The 15,925-nt window shown below is 39.4% G+C and carries 19 protein-coding genes and 2 tRNA genes; 9 read left to right on the top strand and 12 right to left on the bottom strand.

Features of this window, described 5'->3' with window-relative positions:
* Positions 1 to 113: 113 nt before the first annotated feature.
* Together aqpZ and RFX69_RS10310 are read right to left on the bottom strand one after the other, a co-directional pair.
* Positions 114 to 803, bottom strand: a complete 690-nt coding sequence (gene aqpZ, locus RFX69_RS10315) for an aquaporin Z (protein WP_001045987.1) — start codon at positions 801 to 803, stop codon at positions 114 to 116.
* Positions 804 to 935: 132 nt separating this feature from the next.
* The gene (locus RFX69_RS10310; RefSeq protein ID WP_109046187.1) at positions 936 to 1,940 is read right to left on the bottom strand and encodes an AraC family transcriptional regulator; all 1,005 of its coding nucleotides are present in this window, start codon (positions 1,938 to 1,940) and stop codon (positions 936 to 938) included.
* A 109-nt stretch (positions 1,941 to 2,049) separates the two neighbouring features.
* Here RFX69_RS10310 and RFX69_RS10305 point away from each other — a divergent pair, with 109 nt between their 5' ends.
* Positions 2,050 to 2,688, top strand: coding sequence for a hypothetical protein (locus RFX69_RS10305; RefSeq protein ID WP_057052033.1), 639 nt, complete (start codon positions 2,050 to 2,052; stop codon positions 2,686 to 2,688).
* A 41-nt stretch (positions 2,689 to 2,729) separates the two neighbouring features.
* Here the strand turns inward: RFX69_RS10305 and hisF are convergent, their stop codons facing one another.
* Complete coding sequence (gene hisF / locus RFX69_RS10300; protein WP_000880078.1) at positions 2,730 to 3,488, bottom strand: imidazole glycerol phosphate synthase subunit HisF; 759 nt, start codon at positions 3,486 to 3,488, stop codon at positions 2,730 to 2,732.
* 112 nt (positions 3,489 to 3,600) lie between these two features.
* Between hisF and RFX69_RS10295 the strand changes: the two genes are divergently transcribed.
* From RFX69_RS10295 to RFX69_RS10285, 3 genes are read left to right on the top strand one after another with little or no spacing between them, the layout of a single operon-like run.
* Positions 3,601 to 4,551 carry a homoserine kinase gene (locus RFX69_RS10295; RefSeq protein ID WP_289332469.1) on the top strand — a complete coding sequence of 317 codons (951 nt, stop codon included), beginning with the start codon at positions 3,601 to 3,603 and terminating at the stop codon, positions 4,549 to 4,551.
* 12 nt (positions 4,552 to 4,563) lie between these two features.
* Positions 4,564 to 5,193, top strand: coding sequence for a DUF1294 domain-containing protein (locus RFX69_RS10290; protein WP_289332468.1), 630 nt, complete (start codon positions 4,564 to 4,566; stop codon positions 5,191 to 5,193).
* Positions 5,194 to 5,229: 36 nt separating this feature from the next.
* On the top strand, positions 5,230 to 5,625 hold the full coding sequence (locus RFX69_RS10285; RefSeq protein WP_001088855.1) for a membrane protein: 396 nt from the start codon (positions 5,230 to 5,232) through the stop codon (positions 5,623 to 5,625).
* A 32-nt stretch (positions 5,626 to 5,657) separates the two neighbouring features.
* On the opposite strand, the gene RFX69_RS10280 is transcribed toward RFX69_RS10285, so the two are convergent.
* Positions 5,658 to 6,560 (bottom strand): DMT family transporter, encoded by a 903-nt coding sequence (locus tag RFX69_RS10280; protein ID WP_261490400.1) that lies wholly within the window; start codon positions 6,558 to 6,560, stop codon positions 5,658 to 5,660.
* 98 nt (positions 6,561 to 6,658) lie between these two features.
* On the opposite strand from RFX69_RS10280, the gene RFX69_RS10275 reads away from it, so the two are divergent.
* Positions 6,659 to 7,210, top strand: a complete 552-nt coding sequence (locus RFX69_RS10275; protein WP_000083600.1) for a helix-turn-helix domain-containing protein — start codon at positions 6,659 to 6,661, stop codon at positions 7,208 to 7,210.
* Positions 7,211 to 7,414: 204 nt separating this feature from the next.
* Positions 7,415 to 9,106, top strand: a complete 1,692-nt coding sequence (locus RFX69_RS10270) for an ABC transporter ATP-binding protein (RefSeq protein WP_096640165.1) — start codon at positions 7,415 to 7,417, stop codon at positions 9,104 to 9,106.
* Between the two features lie 56 nt (positions 9,107 to 9,162).
* Here the strand turns inward: RFX69_RS10270 and hisA are convergent, their stop codons facing one another.
* From hisA to hisB, 5 genes are all read right to left on the bottom strand, one after another.
* Positions 9,163 to 9,894, bottom strand: a complete 732-nt coding sequence (gene hisA / locus RFX69_RS10265) for a 1-(5-phosphoribosyl)-5-[(5-phosphoribosylamino)methylideneamino]imidazole-4-carboxamide isomerase (RefSeq protein WP_000905538.1) — start codon at positions 9,892 to 9,894, stop codon at positions 9,163 to 9,165.
* 94 nt (positions 9,895 to 9,988) lie between these two features.
* Positions 9,989 to 10,630: a 3'-5' exonuclease gene (locus RFX69_RS10260; RefSeq protein ID WP_289332467.1), complete on the bottom strand. Its 642-nt coding sequence runs from the start codon at positions 10,628 to 10,630 to the stop codon at positions 9,989 to 9,991.
* Positions 10,631 to 10,716: 86 nt separating this feature from the next.
* Positions 10,717 to 11,265 (bottom strand): DUF805 domain-containing protein, encoded by a 549-nt coding sequence (locus RFX69_RS10255; RefSeq protein ID WP_001087823.1) that lies wholly within the window; start codon positions 11,263 to 11,265, stop codon positions 10,717 to 10,719.
* Positions 11,266 to 11,418: 153 nt separating this feature from the next.
* Positions 11,419 to 12,036 (bottom strand): imidazole glycerol phosphate synthase subunit HisH, encoded by a 618-nt coding sequence (gene hisH, locus RFX69_RS10250; RefSeq protein ID WP_000196732.1) that lies wholly within the window; start codon positions 12,034 to 12,036, stop codon positions 11,419 to 11,421.
* Positions 12,036 to 12,629 (bottom strand): imidazoleglycerol-phosphate dehydratase HisB, encoded by a 594-nt coding sequence (gene hisB, locus RFX69_RS10245; protein WP_000194096.1) that lies wholly within the window; start codon positions 12,627 to 12,629, stop codon positions 12,036 to 12,038. Before hisB ends, hisH begins: the two co-directional genes overlap by 1 nt.
* A gap of 102 nt (positions 12,630 to 12,731) precedes the next feature.
* On the opposite strand from hisB, the gene RFX69_RS10240 reads away from it, so the two are divergent.
* From RFX69_RS10240 to RFX69_RS10230, 3 genes are all read left to right on the top strand, one after another.
* Positions 12,732 to 13,115 carry a GNAT family N-acetyltransferase gene (locus RFX69_RS10240; RefSeq protein ID WP_001123235.1) on the top strand — a complete coding sequence of 128 codons (384 nt, stop codon included), beginning with the start codon at positions 12,732 to 12,734 and terminating at the stop codon, positions 13,113 to 13,115.
* Between the two features lie 105 nt (positions 13,116 to 13,220).
* Positions 13,221 to 13,296: transfer RNA gene (locus tag RFX69_RS10235), tRNA-Phe, on the top strand.
* Positions 13,297 to 13,423: 127 nt separating this feature from the next.
* Positions 13,424 to 13,499, top strand: a tRNA-Phe gene (locus RFX69_RS10230).
* A 170-nt stretch (positions 13,500 to 13,669) separates the two neighbouring features.
* Here the strand turns inward: RFX69_RS10230 and RFX69_RS10225 are convergent.
* From RFX69_RS10225 to RFX69_RS10215, 3 genes are all read right to left on the bottom strand, one after another.
* On the bottom strand, positions 13,670 to 14,101 hold the full coding sequence (locus RFX69_RS10225) for a GNAT family acetyltransferase (RefSeq protein WP_005130673.1): 432 nt from the start codon (positions 14,099 to 14,101) through the stop codon (positions 13,670 to 13,672).
* Between the two features lie 130 nt (positions 14,102 to 14,231).
* Positions 14,232 to 15,746 (bottom strand): acetyl-CoA hydrolase/transferase family protein, encoded by a 1,515-nt coding sequence (locus RFX69_RS10220; protein WP_005130676.1) that lies wholly within the window; start codon positions 15,744 to 15,746, stop codon positions 14,232 to 14,234.
* Positions 15,747 to 15,781: 35 nt separating this feature from the next.
* Complete coding sequence (locus RFX69_RS10215) at positions 15,782 to 15,910, bottom strand: hypothetical protein (RefSeq protein ID WP_086374664.1); 129 nt, start codon at positions 15,908 to 15,910, stop codon at positions 15,782 to 15,784.
* Positions 15,911 to 15,925 lie beyond the last annotated feature (15 nt).

Genomic DNA, 15,925 nt, shown 5'->3' with positions numbered 1-15,925 from the left:
CATGGAAGTAACGTCAGTGAAACGAATGAGTTTTGTCACTTTTGCTCACTCAAAAGTGAGGCATTACCTACACAACTACAACTTGAGTGACCGTGGTATTTGCGGTCGTGCAGTTAATCCTTATCCCCAGCAACTACCTTATAAATAATCGCCCCAATCACAGCCCCTAAAATCGGTGCTACCCAGAACAACCACAACTGACTTAAAGCAGCCGTTTCAGCAAAGAACGCAACACCTGTACTACGTGCAGGGTTTACCGAAGTGTTCGTAACCGGAATACTGATTAAGTGAATGAGTGTTAAGCCCAAACCAATCGCGATAGGAGCGAAGCCAGCAGGTGCACGGCGGTCAGTTGCCCCTAAAATAATGATTAAGAAGAAAGCGGTAAGAACCACTTCAATAATGAAAGCAGAACCTAAACCAAATTTATTTGGTGATAAGTCACCAAAACCATTGGTCGCAAAACCGCCAACACCACTAAAGCCTGCTTGGCCTTGAGCAATAATATAAAGAACAAATGCAGCAGCAGTCGCACCAACCACTTGCGCAACAATATACGGAATTAAATCTTTAACATCGAAGCGGCCACCGACCCAAAGGCCAACACTTACCGCGGGATTGAAATGTCCACCTGAGATATGCCCTAGAGCATAAGCACCTGTGAGTACGGTTAAACCAAAGGCAAGGGCTACACCTGCAAAGCCAATACCAAGTTCAGGGAAAGCTGCGGCTAAAACTGCGCTACCACAACCACCAAAGACTAGCCAAAACGTACCTAGGAATTCAGCAAAATATTTATTCATTGTGATTACTCATCTATTGATCTATTTTTTAATTAATGTGAAATACGTCACAAAAAATTAAGCATGTGACTATATGAAATTTTTGTTTTCAGTGTTGTTTTAATCAAGAAAAGATTTGTAAGTTTTGGTTGGTTATTCTTTGTTTAAAAATTGATCTCTCCACTGTTGTGGTGTTTGCTTGGTCCAATGCTTAAATGCTCTTTGAAAGGCACTTTGTTCTGAATAACACAGCAAAAGTGCAATCTCTTGTAGGCTTAAATGCGGATCTTTTAAATACTCGGTTGCCAGCATAAAGCGTACTTGCTGAACACGTTCCTGAAAGGTGGTGTTCTGCTGTTGTAAGTGCCTTTGGAGCTGTCGAACCGATAGGCCTAATTGAGCTGCAATATATTCAATTTGATACTGATTCTTTTGCAGACCAGTCAAAATTGAATGCTGTAAACGCTGATCGAGTTGGGTCGAATTGGGTAACTGTTCTAAAAGTGCTTGAGCCTGCTGAACCAATAGTTGCTGTAATGTGTGGTCTGCGCTGCTAAGCGGTTTATGAATTTCGGTAATTGGAATGAGTAACTCTGTACGGGGTTGGCTAAAACGAACGGGACATTGAAAATACTGCTCATAAACTCTGATATTTTTAGGGGCTGCATTTAAAAAGCGCACTTCATGTAACTGTACATCTTCATGAGACATAAAAAGACGTAAGAACTGAATCACCAACGCAATCGCGATTTCATCGGTAAGCTGGGTAGGGTGTAACTCTGGTGCCTCCCAACGAATAGAACCATACCGCCCTTGTAGCTCAACCACTAATGGGCTCCCGTCATAAATCAGACGGTGAAAGTCATGGTAACGAATTAAGGCTTCACCTAAGTTATCGCAAGAAAGAGCAAGGTAGGCAATAATGCCTAAATGTTTGGGTTGTACATATTTGGCAATTTCTAGCCCTAAACCTGGCTTCGGATCCAGTTTATAAATAACTTCTAATAGGTCGCGCCAAACCACATAGTCAAAGCGTTCCAGATTTTGGATTTGTTCTAATTGTTCAGGAATAGCTAACCCATTGGCTTCGCAATAAGCCTTTAAAAGATGCCCCAGTCCTCCATATACCGAGCCTGTATAATTTTTTAGTTGTGGCATCCCTAACCACCTCTTTCTTGTCGTGATTTGTCAATGAAACCATAAATTCTGGTCAATACCTAGCATAACGAATTTTATATGCTCAATAAAAAGAAAAAGGAGTTAGGTGATGTTAAAAGGGTTTATTGCCGGAATTGCAGTTGCGAATGCATTTGAATGGGTAGCACACAAATATATTTTGCATGGTGTACACCGTGCCGGACAACCGCGCTATAGCCCAGTGCCGAAAAGTATGGAGTCGCATTGGGCGCATCATCGTGAAGTCCGTAAACAACAGTTTCATGATGATTGTTATGTTGAGGGCGTTGGAAACTGGCGAACCAAAAATGAGTTAATTTCACTTGCCGTGGTGGCAACCGTTTCAAGTGCAATTTTCTACCCCTTTTCAAAAGGTATGGCACTTGCAGCTTGGTACAGTGCAGGAAACTATTATTATATTCATCGCCGTGCACATTTAGAGCCTGACTGGGCAAAGCGTAAAATTCCGTGGCATTACGACCACCATATGAACTCTAATCAAGATGCTAATTGGTGTGTGACCAAACCTTGGTTTGACTATGTGATGGGAACACGTGTGGTGTCTTCAGCAGATTTAAAAGAACAAAACCCTTTGGGGATACAGTTACCTACTGCGCTTGCTAGGCCACTCGCTCATGCTGTAGAAAAAATCTTTCCAGCAAAATGGGTCGAGAAAAAAGAACAGCCTAAACTCGTTAATGATGTAAAAGCGATAGAGGGTGCTGCATAAAAAATTAAAGGGGCATATTGCCCCTTTAAATATAAATAAACTTACAAGCGCATTTCGATACCTTGTTCAGCCAAATATTGTTTAGCTTCTGGAATCGTATATTGGCCAAAGTGGAAAATACTTGCTGCCAATACTGCATCGGCACCACCTTGTAAAATACCGTCTGCAAGATGTTGTAAGTTACCTACACCACCTGAAGCAATGGTTGGAATGGTCACGCGGTCATTAATGGCACGCATTAATGCAATATCGTAACCTGCTTTAGTACCATCGGCATCCATACTGGTAATGAGTAACTCACCCGCACCGTAGTCAGCCATTTTTACAGCCCATTCAATGGCATCAATACCCGTTGGTTTACGGCCACCGTGAGTAAAGATTTCCCATTTATTGTCGCCAGTTTTTTTGGCATCGATCGCAACCACAATACATTGCGCGCCAAAGTGCTGAGAAGCTTCTTGAACAAATTCAGGGTTAAATACGGCAGCCGAGTTAATACTCACTTTGTCTGCACCTGCATTTAATAACGCACGAATATCTTCAACCTTACGTACACCACCACCGACAGTTAATGGCACAAATACAGTCTCGGCCATACGTTCAACAGTACGGTAAGTGGTATCGCGTCCATGATGTGTAGCGGTAATGTCTAAGAAAGTAATTTCGTCTGCACCTTGTTCGTTATAGCGACGTGCCACTTCAACTGGGTCGCCCGCATCACGAATATCGAGGAATTGAACGCCTTTAACTACGCGTCCGTTATCAACGTCTAGGCAAGGAATAATACGTTTAGCAAGCATAGCTTTTTCCAAAAATAATCGCCGTTGGTGAAAGTTCCTACACAGGCGCTACACCTTCATGGAGGGAAGAGGTATTCTATCAAACTTCACAGATGTTTTTTGCAGGTTTTCCATGTCGGTTTATACCCCGTTGAGTTTAGATGAAGTTCGCACCTTTGCTGCACCTTATGGATTAGAGGTGTTGGAGCTGAACCCAATTCAGGGAGGTATTCAAAACACCAATTATTTTCTGGTTGATGTAAACCGCAAACAATATGTACTCACCGTATTTGAAGAGTTAGATGCACAAGGTGCAGGCGAACTTATTCCTGTACTTGAGCAGTTAGGTACTCATGATGTACCCGTTGCCGTGCCATTAAAGCACAGCGGCCAAGCGGTTCACTTTATTGCGGGTAAGCCTGCACAAATTGCACCACGTTTAATGGGACACCATCCCATGCAAACTACAGTAGCCCAAGTTGCTGCAATTGCAGATGCACAGGCGAAGCTACATGTAGCTTTACAAGATTTTCCGCTTGAACGCGAATATCGCCGTGATCATCAATATTGGACAGATGTTGCAGAGCAGCTTAAACCAAATATGACTCAAGATGACCAAACGTTACTTGAGCAGGTTTATCAAGCCTTTAATGCGAAAACAGCGCAGTATTCAAATCGACCGACAGGTTTTATTCACTCAGATTTGTTCCGTGACAATACTTTGTTTGAAGGCGAGCAACTACAAGGTATTTTAGATTTTTACGAGTTAAATCAAGATGAGTTGCTGTTTGATATTGCGATTACCATTAATGATTTTTGTACCGAATATCCAGCAGCGTATTTAAATTCAGACAAAGTCGACGCTTATTTAGAGGCATACCAAAAAGTTCGTGCGCTGACTTCAGATGAACTTGAATGTTTAGATGTATTCTTGGCAATGGCGGCTTGCCGTTTTTGGTCAATGCGTTTGCAAGTTGCTCAAAAAAATAAAGAAGAAGGACGTACCGGCGATGACATCTTGCAAAAAGACCCGCAAGAAATGCGAGCAATGATGCAAGACCGTTTAAGCCATGTAAAAGCATAAAAGGGAATAAAGATGCGAGATCAGGGGCGTTTAGTCGAATGGTTCGACGAAAAGGGTTATGGCTTTATTCAGCCGGAAGATGCTGAAAAAGAGCGAGTCTTTTTGCATATCAAAGATTTTGCACGCCCTGGACCTCGGCCAATTATTGGCTGTGCACTGGAATATCTGGTAATCCTTGATGAAAGAGGCCGTTTTCGTGCTCAGCAGGTCACTTATTTAAAGGCATCTCAAACCCGTAAGGCTTTAAAACCTGCAAAAACACAATCTTCTTTTCAGGCCAGCCCATGGTCTGCTATGCAAATGGGGATTGTGTTTTATTTCGTTTTAATGGGCATTATGAGTTTTATTCATATTTTGCCGGCTTATACCTTATTGTTTGTCTTAATGATGAATGTGTTGAGTTACTGGCTATATTCACAAGATAAAGAAGCAGCACAATTGGGCAATCGCCGTGTTCCTGAGCAGACTTTGCACATTGTCAGTTTCTTAGGGGGCTGGCCAGCTGCGTGGTGGGCACAGCAAAAACTGAGACATAAAACACAAAAACAACCATTTCGTAAGATTTATTTTTGTACCATATTCTTTCATTTACTTTTGATTTTGTGGCTAATTTCTCCTTTAAACGTTTTGCGGGGATCATAAAAGTAAATTGTTTTATTAAACTTGAGAGGTATAAAAATGAATAGTTCTATCGACCAAGATCCAAATCGCACTTTAACACTTATTTTATATGTACTTTATATTGTTGCCATTTTTACAGGCGGCTTACTTGCGATTATTGCTTTAATTATTAACTATGTAAAACGCTCTGATGTGCAAGGTTCAATTTTTGCGAGCCACTTTACATGGCAAATCAGAACATTCTGGTGGTACTTGGCTTGGAATATTATTGCCTTTTTGCCGTTTATTTTCTTGTTCTTTACGGGTGAAAATACCGATCTATTTGCGGGTGTTGCTATTTCATCGACTGTATTCTGTGTGGGTGTTATCGCGGCAGCATGGATCTGGATTGTATATCGTGCCATTCGCGGTTTGATTGCGTTAAATGATAACCGACCGATGTATCAACCTTAATAAATAAAAAAGAGAGCGTTAAGCTCTCTTTTTTATTCTCGAACTCTTTTGTTTTTCTTAATCGGCAGCTTAATTTTTAACTCACTGACTAAAACACCTAACACCACTAAAGCACCCCCAAAAAGGGCAATAACTGGTAAACGCTCACCTGCAATTCGACCAATAATGCCTGCCCAAACAGGTTCTCCTGCATAGATAATTGCAGCACGCGAAGGGTCAACCACACGTTGAGCCCAGTTCATTACAAATTGAATGAGTGCACTTGCTAAGCCTAATGCGACAGCAATGAGTACTAGGGGCCATGAAAATGCTGGAATTGTATGTTCACCTACTATAGGCATAATGGCAAAAGAAAGTAGAGAGGCGACACCAAGTTGAATAATGGTGACGCGACGCAAATTTACCTTTCCAGCAAAGTAGCTAATAAAAATAATTTCTAAGGCAATCGCAAAGGCGCCGAGCACTGTTAAAAGTTGTCCAAAACTTAAGGAAATTTGCTTAAAACCATTACCCGTCAATAAAACAAGGCCAGTAAAAGCAAGAGCTGCTCCCACCCAAGTCATGATATGTGGAGTTTTTCTAAAAATGAACCACATTAAAATAGGAACAAGCGGAACATACAGCGCCGTTAAAAAAGCTGATTCACTACTCGGAATAGTTTGCAGGCCGATTGTCTGCGTGCCATAGCCAGCTGCAATGACAAGGCCAATTACACTGCCAGCGCCTAAGTCTTTTAATGTAACGCCTTTCATGCTCTTTAATGAAATAAGTAATAGCGTTAAGGCAGCTACGGCAAAACGGCAGCCGACAAAAAACATAGGTGATGAAAAATTCAGTGCGTACTGCACAGTAAGAAATGTTCCACCCCAAATGACCGTAATCAAAATGAGAGCTAATTGAGGAACTTTGCTTGAACTCAGATAAGTTGGTGACATACTCAAACTAAAGGGAATTGTGCAATATATTGCACATATTGCGCTATTCTTCTGTTTTGTGCAATATATTGCTCAAATTTTCTTTATTCATCTATTTTATGAGCCAGTCGAGTAGCGTTTTACAACATGTAGGCACAAATATCCGTTCATTAAGAGATGAGCGCAGTTTAAGCCAACAGGACTTGGCTGATCGGGCAGGTGTAAGTAGACGTACCATCGCTGCTCTGGAAACAGGCCAAGTCAACATTAGCTTAGCTAAACTCGATGCGATTGCGGCAGTGTTGGGAGTAGATTTTAGAACAATTGTGAGTGCGCCTGAGCTAAAAGAACATGCCCTAGTAAATGCACTCGCTTGGCAAGGTGAAAAGGAAGAAAGCAAGGCAACTTTTCTTGCTTCAGTTCCTTCCCGTTCTCAAGTTGAACTTTGGACATGGTCTTTGGCTGTTGGGGAGTCTTATGTTGCTGAAGCCGATGCCGAAGGATGGCAAGAACTGATTTATGTGTTAGAAGGCGAATTGACCATACAATTTACAGACAGCTCAAAAACCATTGCTGCTGGTTCATCTTTTATTTTTGCTAGTTCAGTGACTTATACTTATATCAATAGCGGTAGCCAAGTACTTAAATTTATTCGTAATGTGGTGTATTGATTAAAAATTTAATTTTTAAATAAACACCAAATATTTAAAAATAATGCAGTTTATAGAAGCTTATATGACAAATATGTTCGGTTTTAGAAATCTATAAATCTAATTTTAAATAAAAAACACGAATAAAAATAAATAAGGAAGTTATGATATTTCTTGTGTAGAGGAATTATTTTTAACTCGTTTTTATAGAAAAAAGATACAGAAATGAAGTTTTTATTAAGTTCGCAAGATATTCAAAACTATAAATTTATATGGAATATTTCTAAAGAAAACTATGTGAAACAAAAGAGTAGTATGCTTCTCATGTTTTTATTAGTGTTGTTTTCAGCATTTTTTACAACATTATTACCTTACTTGCTGAAAATTATTATCGATTATTCTGCACATGAATATAACTTTCTGCTCGATATTCAGTTTCCATTTAATTTCTTATACCTCATCGTATTTGCCTACGCTATAGCATGGTTAGCGAATGAGTTGTGTAACTGGACCAAAAATATTTTTAGCGCTTATTTGATGGTCGATTTCAAAGGAGCATTAATTTTTGCGGGCTTAAAAAATTATTTAAATCTTAAAAAAGAAGAACAAGATCAAATTGAGGCAGGAGCAGTAATTAGTGATCTTACAAGAGGGAGTTCTGCTTTTGGTGAGGTTAACCTCACATTGCTTCTTCATGTGGGGCCAATTATTTTTCAATTGGTTATGATTTTCGCAGTTTTATTCACGACCATTAGTTTACTTTTTAGTATTAGCTTTTTAGTGGTAGCTATTATTATTTTTCTAGTTTCATTTCATATAAATAAAAAAAGTAGTTCACTATTTGATGCTATGTATCAAAAAAATAATCAGGTAAATAGCCATTTGATACATCAGATCTCGAATTCCTATGAAATTAAAGTAAAAAATGCAGTACCGTTTCAATTATCAAAGTTTAATGAAACATTAAATTTGTATATCACCACAGCCAAAGATAGGAATAAGAAAATAGGACTATTGATGATTTCTCAATTATTCATGATCTTCTTATTCTTACTCATGTTTATGTTGTTTACAGTATTTCTTTCCACTGAAAAGCAATTGACCCCTGGTTCTTTTGTGTTGATAAGTACCTATATTATTCAACTCACCAATCCGTTTCTGGCGGTTTCCCAAAGTTTGATGCGCTTAAATGGAAATTTTGTTGCTCTAGCAAAATATCGGCAGTACTTTAATTTGAATAAAGAGCAATATACACACTCCACTGTTAAAGATACGGAAATTCTCTACCAATTTATAAATGCTAAATTTTCATTAGGAAAAAGAAACGTAGATCATTTTAATTTAACAATATCAACCAATAAAACGTATGTCGTGATTGGACAAACAGGGCTAGGTAAAACTTCTCTGATGAATTATTTAATGGGGGTATATCAGATTCAGTCAGGCCAGCTTTTGTATAAAAATATTGATATTAGTCATAATTTTTCTAAACATATTTTTAATGAAGTGGTCTATGTTGCCCAGCAACCTATAATTTTCCCTTATTCTTTAAGAGAGAATCTAGTCTATAACTCTCAACATATATACGAAGACTCTTATTTACTACAGATGCTTGAGCAGTTTAACTTATCGCATATTTTGAAAAAGCATCAACTCACACTCGATGATGATCTAACTGAAATTTATAAGAATTTTTCAGGAGGAGAAAAACAAAGAATTTGTATTCTTCGAGGTCTTTTAGCTCGTCCACAACTCATCATATTAGATGAACCGACAGCAGCTTTAGATGTAGATACTGCCAAAAATATACTTGAATATATTCAGCAAGTTGTTCCGTCCATAATTATGATTACACATTCACCTTATGCAATGGAGCTTGCAGATGAGGTGATTGATTTAGAAAAATTATTAAACTAAAGATCATCAAAAAATAAAAAAGAGCCTAAAGCGGCTCTTTTTTTACATCTTAAAAATTAAAGACGGTTTTCATCTAACAAAAGCTGAGCTTCACGAAGGTTTAAAGTACCTTCATAAATTGCACGGCCTGTGATCGCGCCTAAAATGCCCGGTTGGCCTTTTAAGTTACGAACGTCATCAAGGTTGGTTACACCACCAGAAGCGATGACTGGTAAACCTGAGTATTGAGCTAAGTTTACAGTTTGCTCAACGTTTACACCTTGCATCATGCCGTCACGTGCAATGTCTGTATAAACAATGCTAGACACACCTGCATCTGCAAAGCGTTTTGCTAAATCAGTTGCTTTCACGTCGGTAACGTTTGCCCAACCGTCAGTTGCAACCATACCATTCATGGCATCAATACCAACAATGATGTGGCCTGCAAAACGTTTACAAGCTTCTTCTACAAATTCAGGCTCTTGAACGGCTTTAGTACCGATAATGACAAACGTCACGCCAGCTTCTAAATAGTGTTCAATCGTTTCTAATGAGCGGATACCGCCACCAATTTGAATTGGTAATTCTGGCTGAGCTTTTGCAATCGCTTCAACAACAGGTTTATGAATAGGCGTACCTGCGAAAGCACCATTCAAATCGACCAAATGCAAACGTCGTGCGCCTTCATTTACCCAATGCTGGGCAGTTGCAACCGGATCGTCAGAGAAAACGGTATCGTCTTCCATACGCCCTTGTTTTAAACGCACACATTTACCATCTTTCAGGTCAATTGCTGGAATGATTAGCATGCTTTCGCTCCTTGCTTCATCATGTTTATGAAATTGTGCACATCTTAGCAAAGTATTGATCAATCGCTAAGCCTTAGAAAAGACTTTTATAACTTTACCCTTGAAGTGCGGTTTGAATCTTTTCAGAAATATGTATTGGTAATACCTTTCGTTTTTTAAGCTCGAGAAATACCAATAGGGCAGCATAGGCGTCAGCAGCTGCATAACTGATTTGTTGTGAAGTAAGCGGTTTTAGCGCCCAATTTGAAGTTCCGACTTTCTTCGACTTGGCAAGATACTGAGCAAGTAATAGTGCTACGGCTTTTTGTACACCCATTTGTTGTTTAAAACCAAAGTGGCTAAAACCTTTAGCAAGGTCAACGCAGCTTTCAAGCTCTATGCCTTTTTTGTGAAAAATATGCTTATCATTTTTAAGGCCAAAGCCGACTTTAATTTGTTTTGGATTAGACAAAATGGGCTTTAAAAATTTTAAAGTCGATGAATTGACATGAAATAAATAGGCTTTGTGTTCTGTAGCCAGCTGAATCAAATGTGGGCCAGTTGATACTTCACCTACCTGAAAAGTAGGTTTAGATTCAGAATCAAATCCTAAAAAGGTCGCTGCTTTTAATTCTTCTTCAATAGTTTTGCATTGCTCGCTATTTTCAATCACCACAATATTTTGATAGTTAAGATTTTCAAAAGGAGGGAGCTGCTGAATAGAAGTTTTATCAAGAAGGGCAGAGGCTTCAGACATATTTAACAGCGTACAAATGAATAGGGCTATTCACTTTATATATGAATAAAGCCTAGAGAACTAGGCTTTATGTACATCTTTAAAAATTATTCAGACTGAGATGGGCTACCAATTACAATACTTTCGCTTTTCTCGACATAACCTTCATAGGTTGGAGCCATAATTACGGCAATAACACCAAAAATTAATGCAAGGGGAATAAGCACAATATAAATCCAGCCTAAAACACGCTCCCAGCTTGGCGTTGGACGCTTAGGTCCATAATCATTAGGACCTTCAGTTCCTTTTGCACAGAATAAATAAATGGCAAGGCCAATATTCACGACCGGTACTAGCATCAGTAAAGAGAGCCACCCTGTATTATTGCGGTCATGCAAACGGCGGATGGTAAATACGAAGTTAATATAAATACCGACTATATAAAGAATTGCTATACAGATTAAGCCAGGTGTAGAAAAGTCTGGGGTACCTTCAGGGTTTGTAAAACCAAAAGTAAACATAATAAGTAGAATGGCGGTAACAAGGACTAGCGTAAATAAGAATGTCCAAGCTGCATAAGAGAGTCGTCCAAAACGACCATTTGCCTTAAACGGTGAATCTTGTTGAAGTGGTTGATTTTCAAAAGGTGAATTCATTGTGTTTATCCTAATCATTTGATTTTATTTAAAAGTATGAATATTCAATATTTTGTTGAATAAAATATCATTCTATAAATGATTGGTTATTATTATAAATAAAAAAACAGATCAGGCTATCTTGACCTGATCTGTTTTAGTTTTTGAATTGAATTAAATATTCCATTCCACAAAGTTTTTCAGTAACTGCAAACCAGCAGTGTGACTTTTCTCTGGGTGGAATTGAGTCGCGAATAAATTATCTTTGTGAATTGCTGTGCAGAAGTTCACGCCATACTCACATGTGGCAGCCACAAGATTTTCATCTTTAGGTTCAACATAGTAGCTGTGTACAAAGTAGAAGCGAGCATCTTGTTCAATGTTGTTCCACATCGGGTGACTTGGGTCCATTTGGTGAACCTGATTCCAACCCATGTGTGGGACTTTTAAACCTTCCATTTGAGGAAAGTGTTTTACTACCCCGTCAAAAATACCTAAGGCATCTACACCGCCGTTTTCTTCTGAGCTTTGTAGTAGTGCCTGCATGCCTACGCAAATTGCAAGAACAGGCTTATTAAAAGCTGCTTTACGTACAACTTCATCAATACCTGCTTCACGCATGCCTTGCATACAGTCACGCATTGCCCCAACACCCGGGAAAACAATTTTGTCGGCTTGTGCAATTAATTTTGGATCATTTGTCACATCGACGGTTGCACCTACATATTCAAGTGCTTTAGCGGCTGAGTGCAGATTACCCATGCCATAATCAAGCAATGCGATACGTGTCATTAGAGGCTACCTTTTGTCGATGCAATCGTGTTTTCAGCACGTGGATCAATTTCACATGCCATACGTAAAGCACGAGCTAGTGCTTTAAATACACTCTCGATTTGATGGTGGCTATTTTTACCTTTCAAGTTATCGATGTGTAAGGTCATAAGCGCATGGTTTACGAAACCTTGGAAAAACTCGGAAAATAAATCTACGTCAAAGGTACCGATGCGCGCGCGAGTAAATGGAATATCCATAAATAAACCCGGACGACCAGACAAATCTACAACCACACGAGATAAAGCTTCGTCTAATGGTGCGTAAAAATGCCCATAACGACGTAAACCTTTTTTATCACCTAAAGCTTGTGCAAAAGCTTGTCCAAGCGTGATACCGCAGTCTTCTACGGTATGGTGATCGTCAATCTCTAAGTCTCCATCACAATGAATATCGATATCAAATAAGCCATGTCGCTTGATTTGATCAATCATATGGTCTAAAAATGGAACTCCGGTGTTTAGTGTGCCTTGACCAGTACCATCGAGATTTAAACGAACTCGAATTTTGGTTTCATTGGTATTTCTAACCACTTCACTGATACGTTGCGTCATGGACACGTTCCTCAAAAAACGTCAAAAATGATTGGATGTTAACGACAATTTCGCTGTGACGAATTCGTGACAGCATCATAGTTTGCTCAGGAGGGTTAATCAATGCCTATTACCGTACATGCTTATAGTTCTCTAGATAATTCAGAGATCCGCGATCAGCTTGAGCGACTGTATGACACAAGTCCGGAGTTTGGTGACGGGCACGATGCGATTGAACAACTTGAACAAGATTTACAACAGTATACCACGCTATACACTGCTGAATTTAACACCAAAATTATAGGTGCAATCTGGTGTTCAGGACAAGGTGAAAGCAAGGTACTTGAATATATAGTTGTACATCCTGCAAATCGTGGACGTGGAGTAGCAGAGCGTCTAGTTGAAGAAGCTTGTCGTATAGAAGAAGCAAAAGGCGTTAAAATTTTTGAGCCAGGTTGTGGTGCAATTCATCGCTGCTTAGCTCATATTGGTAAATTGCATAGCTAAAAACCTATTTTTACGACACTTGTGATTTAAAATTAAACACTTGTTACAAAAAATGCGGAAGTTGCTTGACGTCCTCCTATAAACATTGTTTAATACGCCCACTTCGGCGTGATAGCTCAGTTGGTAGAGCAACGGATTGAAAATCCGTGTGTCCCCAGTTCGATCCTGGGTCTCGCCACCATTATTTGTGTTTTCAATCCCTGATCCCATCAGGGATTTTTTTTTGAGTATAAAAAATACTCATTTAAATCAAAAACTCAGGATAATTGTTGACTATTGTTCTGAGATACGGCTTAATACAGGCCATCGGCGTGATAGCTCAGTTGGTAGAGCAACGGATTGAAAATCCGTGTGTCCCCAGTTCGATCCTGGGTCTCGCCACCATATTCGAAAAAGCCCCATACTTTAAGTATGGGGCTTTTTTCATGTCTATTTATTTGATTCGTGAGTAGAATGACTTCACCTGTGTATAACTCTCATTTTATCCACAAGTAAAGTGAGTTATCCCAAAGTCTGGCTTTATTTCCTAAAGCTCTTCATTTGAAGAGGCGCCTTTAGTCATGAGGGTTATCACTAATAAGGCGTTTTCCTAAACATACTGCTTCTACTTCGTCATAGCCGAGCTGCTCGTAAAAGTTCAGTACATTTAAATTGTCTTTGCGGACGAGTAATTGTAGTTTTGGACAACCGCGGGCGATCAATCGCTTTTCAAGCTGTTGAACAAGCGCTGTGGCTATTCCTAAGCGTTGTTGGTGGGGGTGAACAGCCAGATAATTAATCCAGCCTCTATGGCCGTCGTAGCCGCCCATAAGCGTGCCAATCAGTTGCTCATCCTTAATAGCAACGAGGAATAAATCATCCTGCTGCGAAACTTTCCTGAAAATATCCGTTTCAGGGTTATTCCAAGGGCGAGTTAGGCCACAGCTTTCCCATAAATTGACCACATCATCCAGATCTGCATTTGTAAATTGGCGAATAATGAACATATGGATTTCTACTTTTTGTTTTGATGTATTGAAAAGATAAAATAAAAATTCGAACTTGAGCAGTAGTTTGTGAATAATTTACACAAATAAAAAAGCACCCCCGTAGGAGTGCTTAAATTAAAAGTATGACTTAAGCTGATTTTGCAACCGGTGTTGGTTGAAGCATTTGGCCTGTTTCTTCGAAGTTTGCATGCCAAGACAATGCTTCACGAAGTAAGTGAGGTGTATGTCCGCCTTTAGCACATGCACGATCAAAGTAGTCATTTAATGCATCACGGTAAAGCGGGTGTACGCAGTTGTCGATAATAGCGCGAGCGCGTTCACGAGGTGCTAAACCACGTAAGTCTGCTAAACCTTGCTCTGTCACTAAAATATCAACGTCGTGTTCACTATGATCAACGTGACTCACCATTGGCACGATAGAAGAAATATCGCCGCCTTTAGCAATAGATTTGGTTACAAAGATTGCCAAGTGCGCATTACGAGCGAAGTCACCTGAACCACCAATACCGTTCATCATTTTAGTACCACACACGTGAGTTGAGTTCACGTTACCGTAAATATCAAACTCAAGCGCAGTATTAATACCGATAATACCTAAACGACGTACAAGCTCAGGGTGATTAGAAATTTCTTGTGGACGAAGCACTAATTTGTCTTTGTAAGCTTCGATATTGCCAAAAACTTTTTCACCACATTTTGCTGAAAGCGTAATTGAACTACCAGAAGCAAATTTCATTTTGCCTGCATCAATTAGTTCAAAAGTACAGTCTTGTAGTACTTCTGAGTACATGATGAGGTCTTCAAAATTAGAATCTTTTAAACCTGTTAGTACAGCGTTTGCAATTGAACCGATCCCTGCTTGGAGTGGACCAAGGTTCTTCGGTAAACGACCTTCAGCTACTTCTTTTTCAAAGAATGCGATAAGGTGATTGGCAATGCCTTGAGTCTCATCATCCGGTGGAGTGACTGTCGATGGAGAGTCATTTGTATCGTTAAAGACAATACCAACAATTTTCGAAGGATCGATTTGGATAGCTGTTGTACCAATACGTTCATCCACTTTTGTTAATGGAATTGGCGTACGTGTTGGACGATAAGTTGGAATATAGATATCGTGCAAACCTTCAAAGCTTTCGCTTAAAGAAGTGTTGATTTCAACAATTACTTTTTCGGCAAAAATTGCAAAACTTGCAGAGTTACCAACAGAAGTTGTTGGAATAATGCCACCATCTTCAGTAATCGCAATTGCTTCAATTACCGCAACATCTGGACGTTTAAGTTGCTGGTTACGCATTTGCTCAACAGTTTCTGACAAGTGTTGGTCAATAAACATGACTTCGCCGTTGTTAATTGCGCGGCGTAAAGTGTTATCCACTTGGAATGGCATGCGACGAGATAAAACACCTGCTTCCGTGAGTTGTTTGTCTAAGTCATTACCTAAGCTAGCACCCGTAATTAACGTGATTTTTAACGGATTCTTTTTTGCAAGCTCTACAAGTGCTTGTGGAACAGCTTTAGCTTCACCGGCACGAGTAAAACCACTCATACCAACGGTCATTCCATTTTCGATGAATTGCGCAGCTTGTTCAGCACTGATGACCTTGTCATGAAGAGAAGCTAGGCGAATACGACTTAAAGACATTGGACATCCTCAATATTGTCAAAACATACCGGATTTTAGCTATGAAAAAATGAAAAGTGCATAGGTGTTAGGCTAAGGTCTAATTTTTTAAATAAATGCGGGTATAAATTATTTTTATGATTTTTAATATATTGATTATTATTGGCTTTTTTGAGGTTTAAAATAGCGCTTTAAATGTT

The sequence above is a fragment of the Acinetobacter sp. 148 genome (assembly GCF_031196675.1).
GTDB classification, from domain to species: domain Bacteria; phylum Pseudomonadota; class Gammaproteobacteria; order Pseudomonadales; family Moraxellaceae; genus Acinetobacter; species Acinetobacter baumannii.
This window is presented reverse-complemented; position numbering and strand designations above follow the sequence as displayed.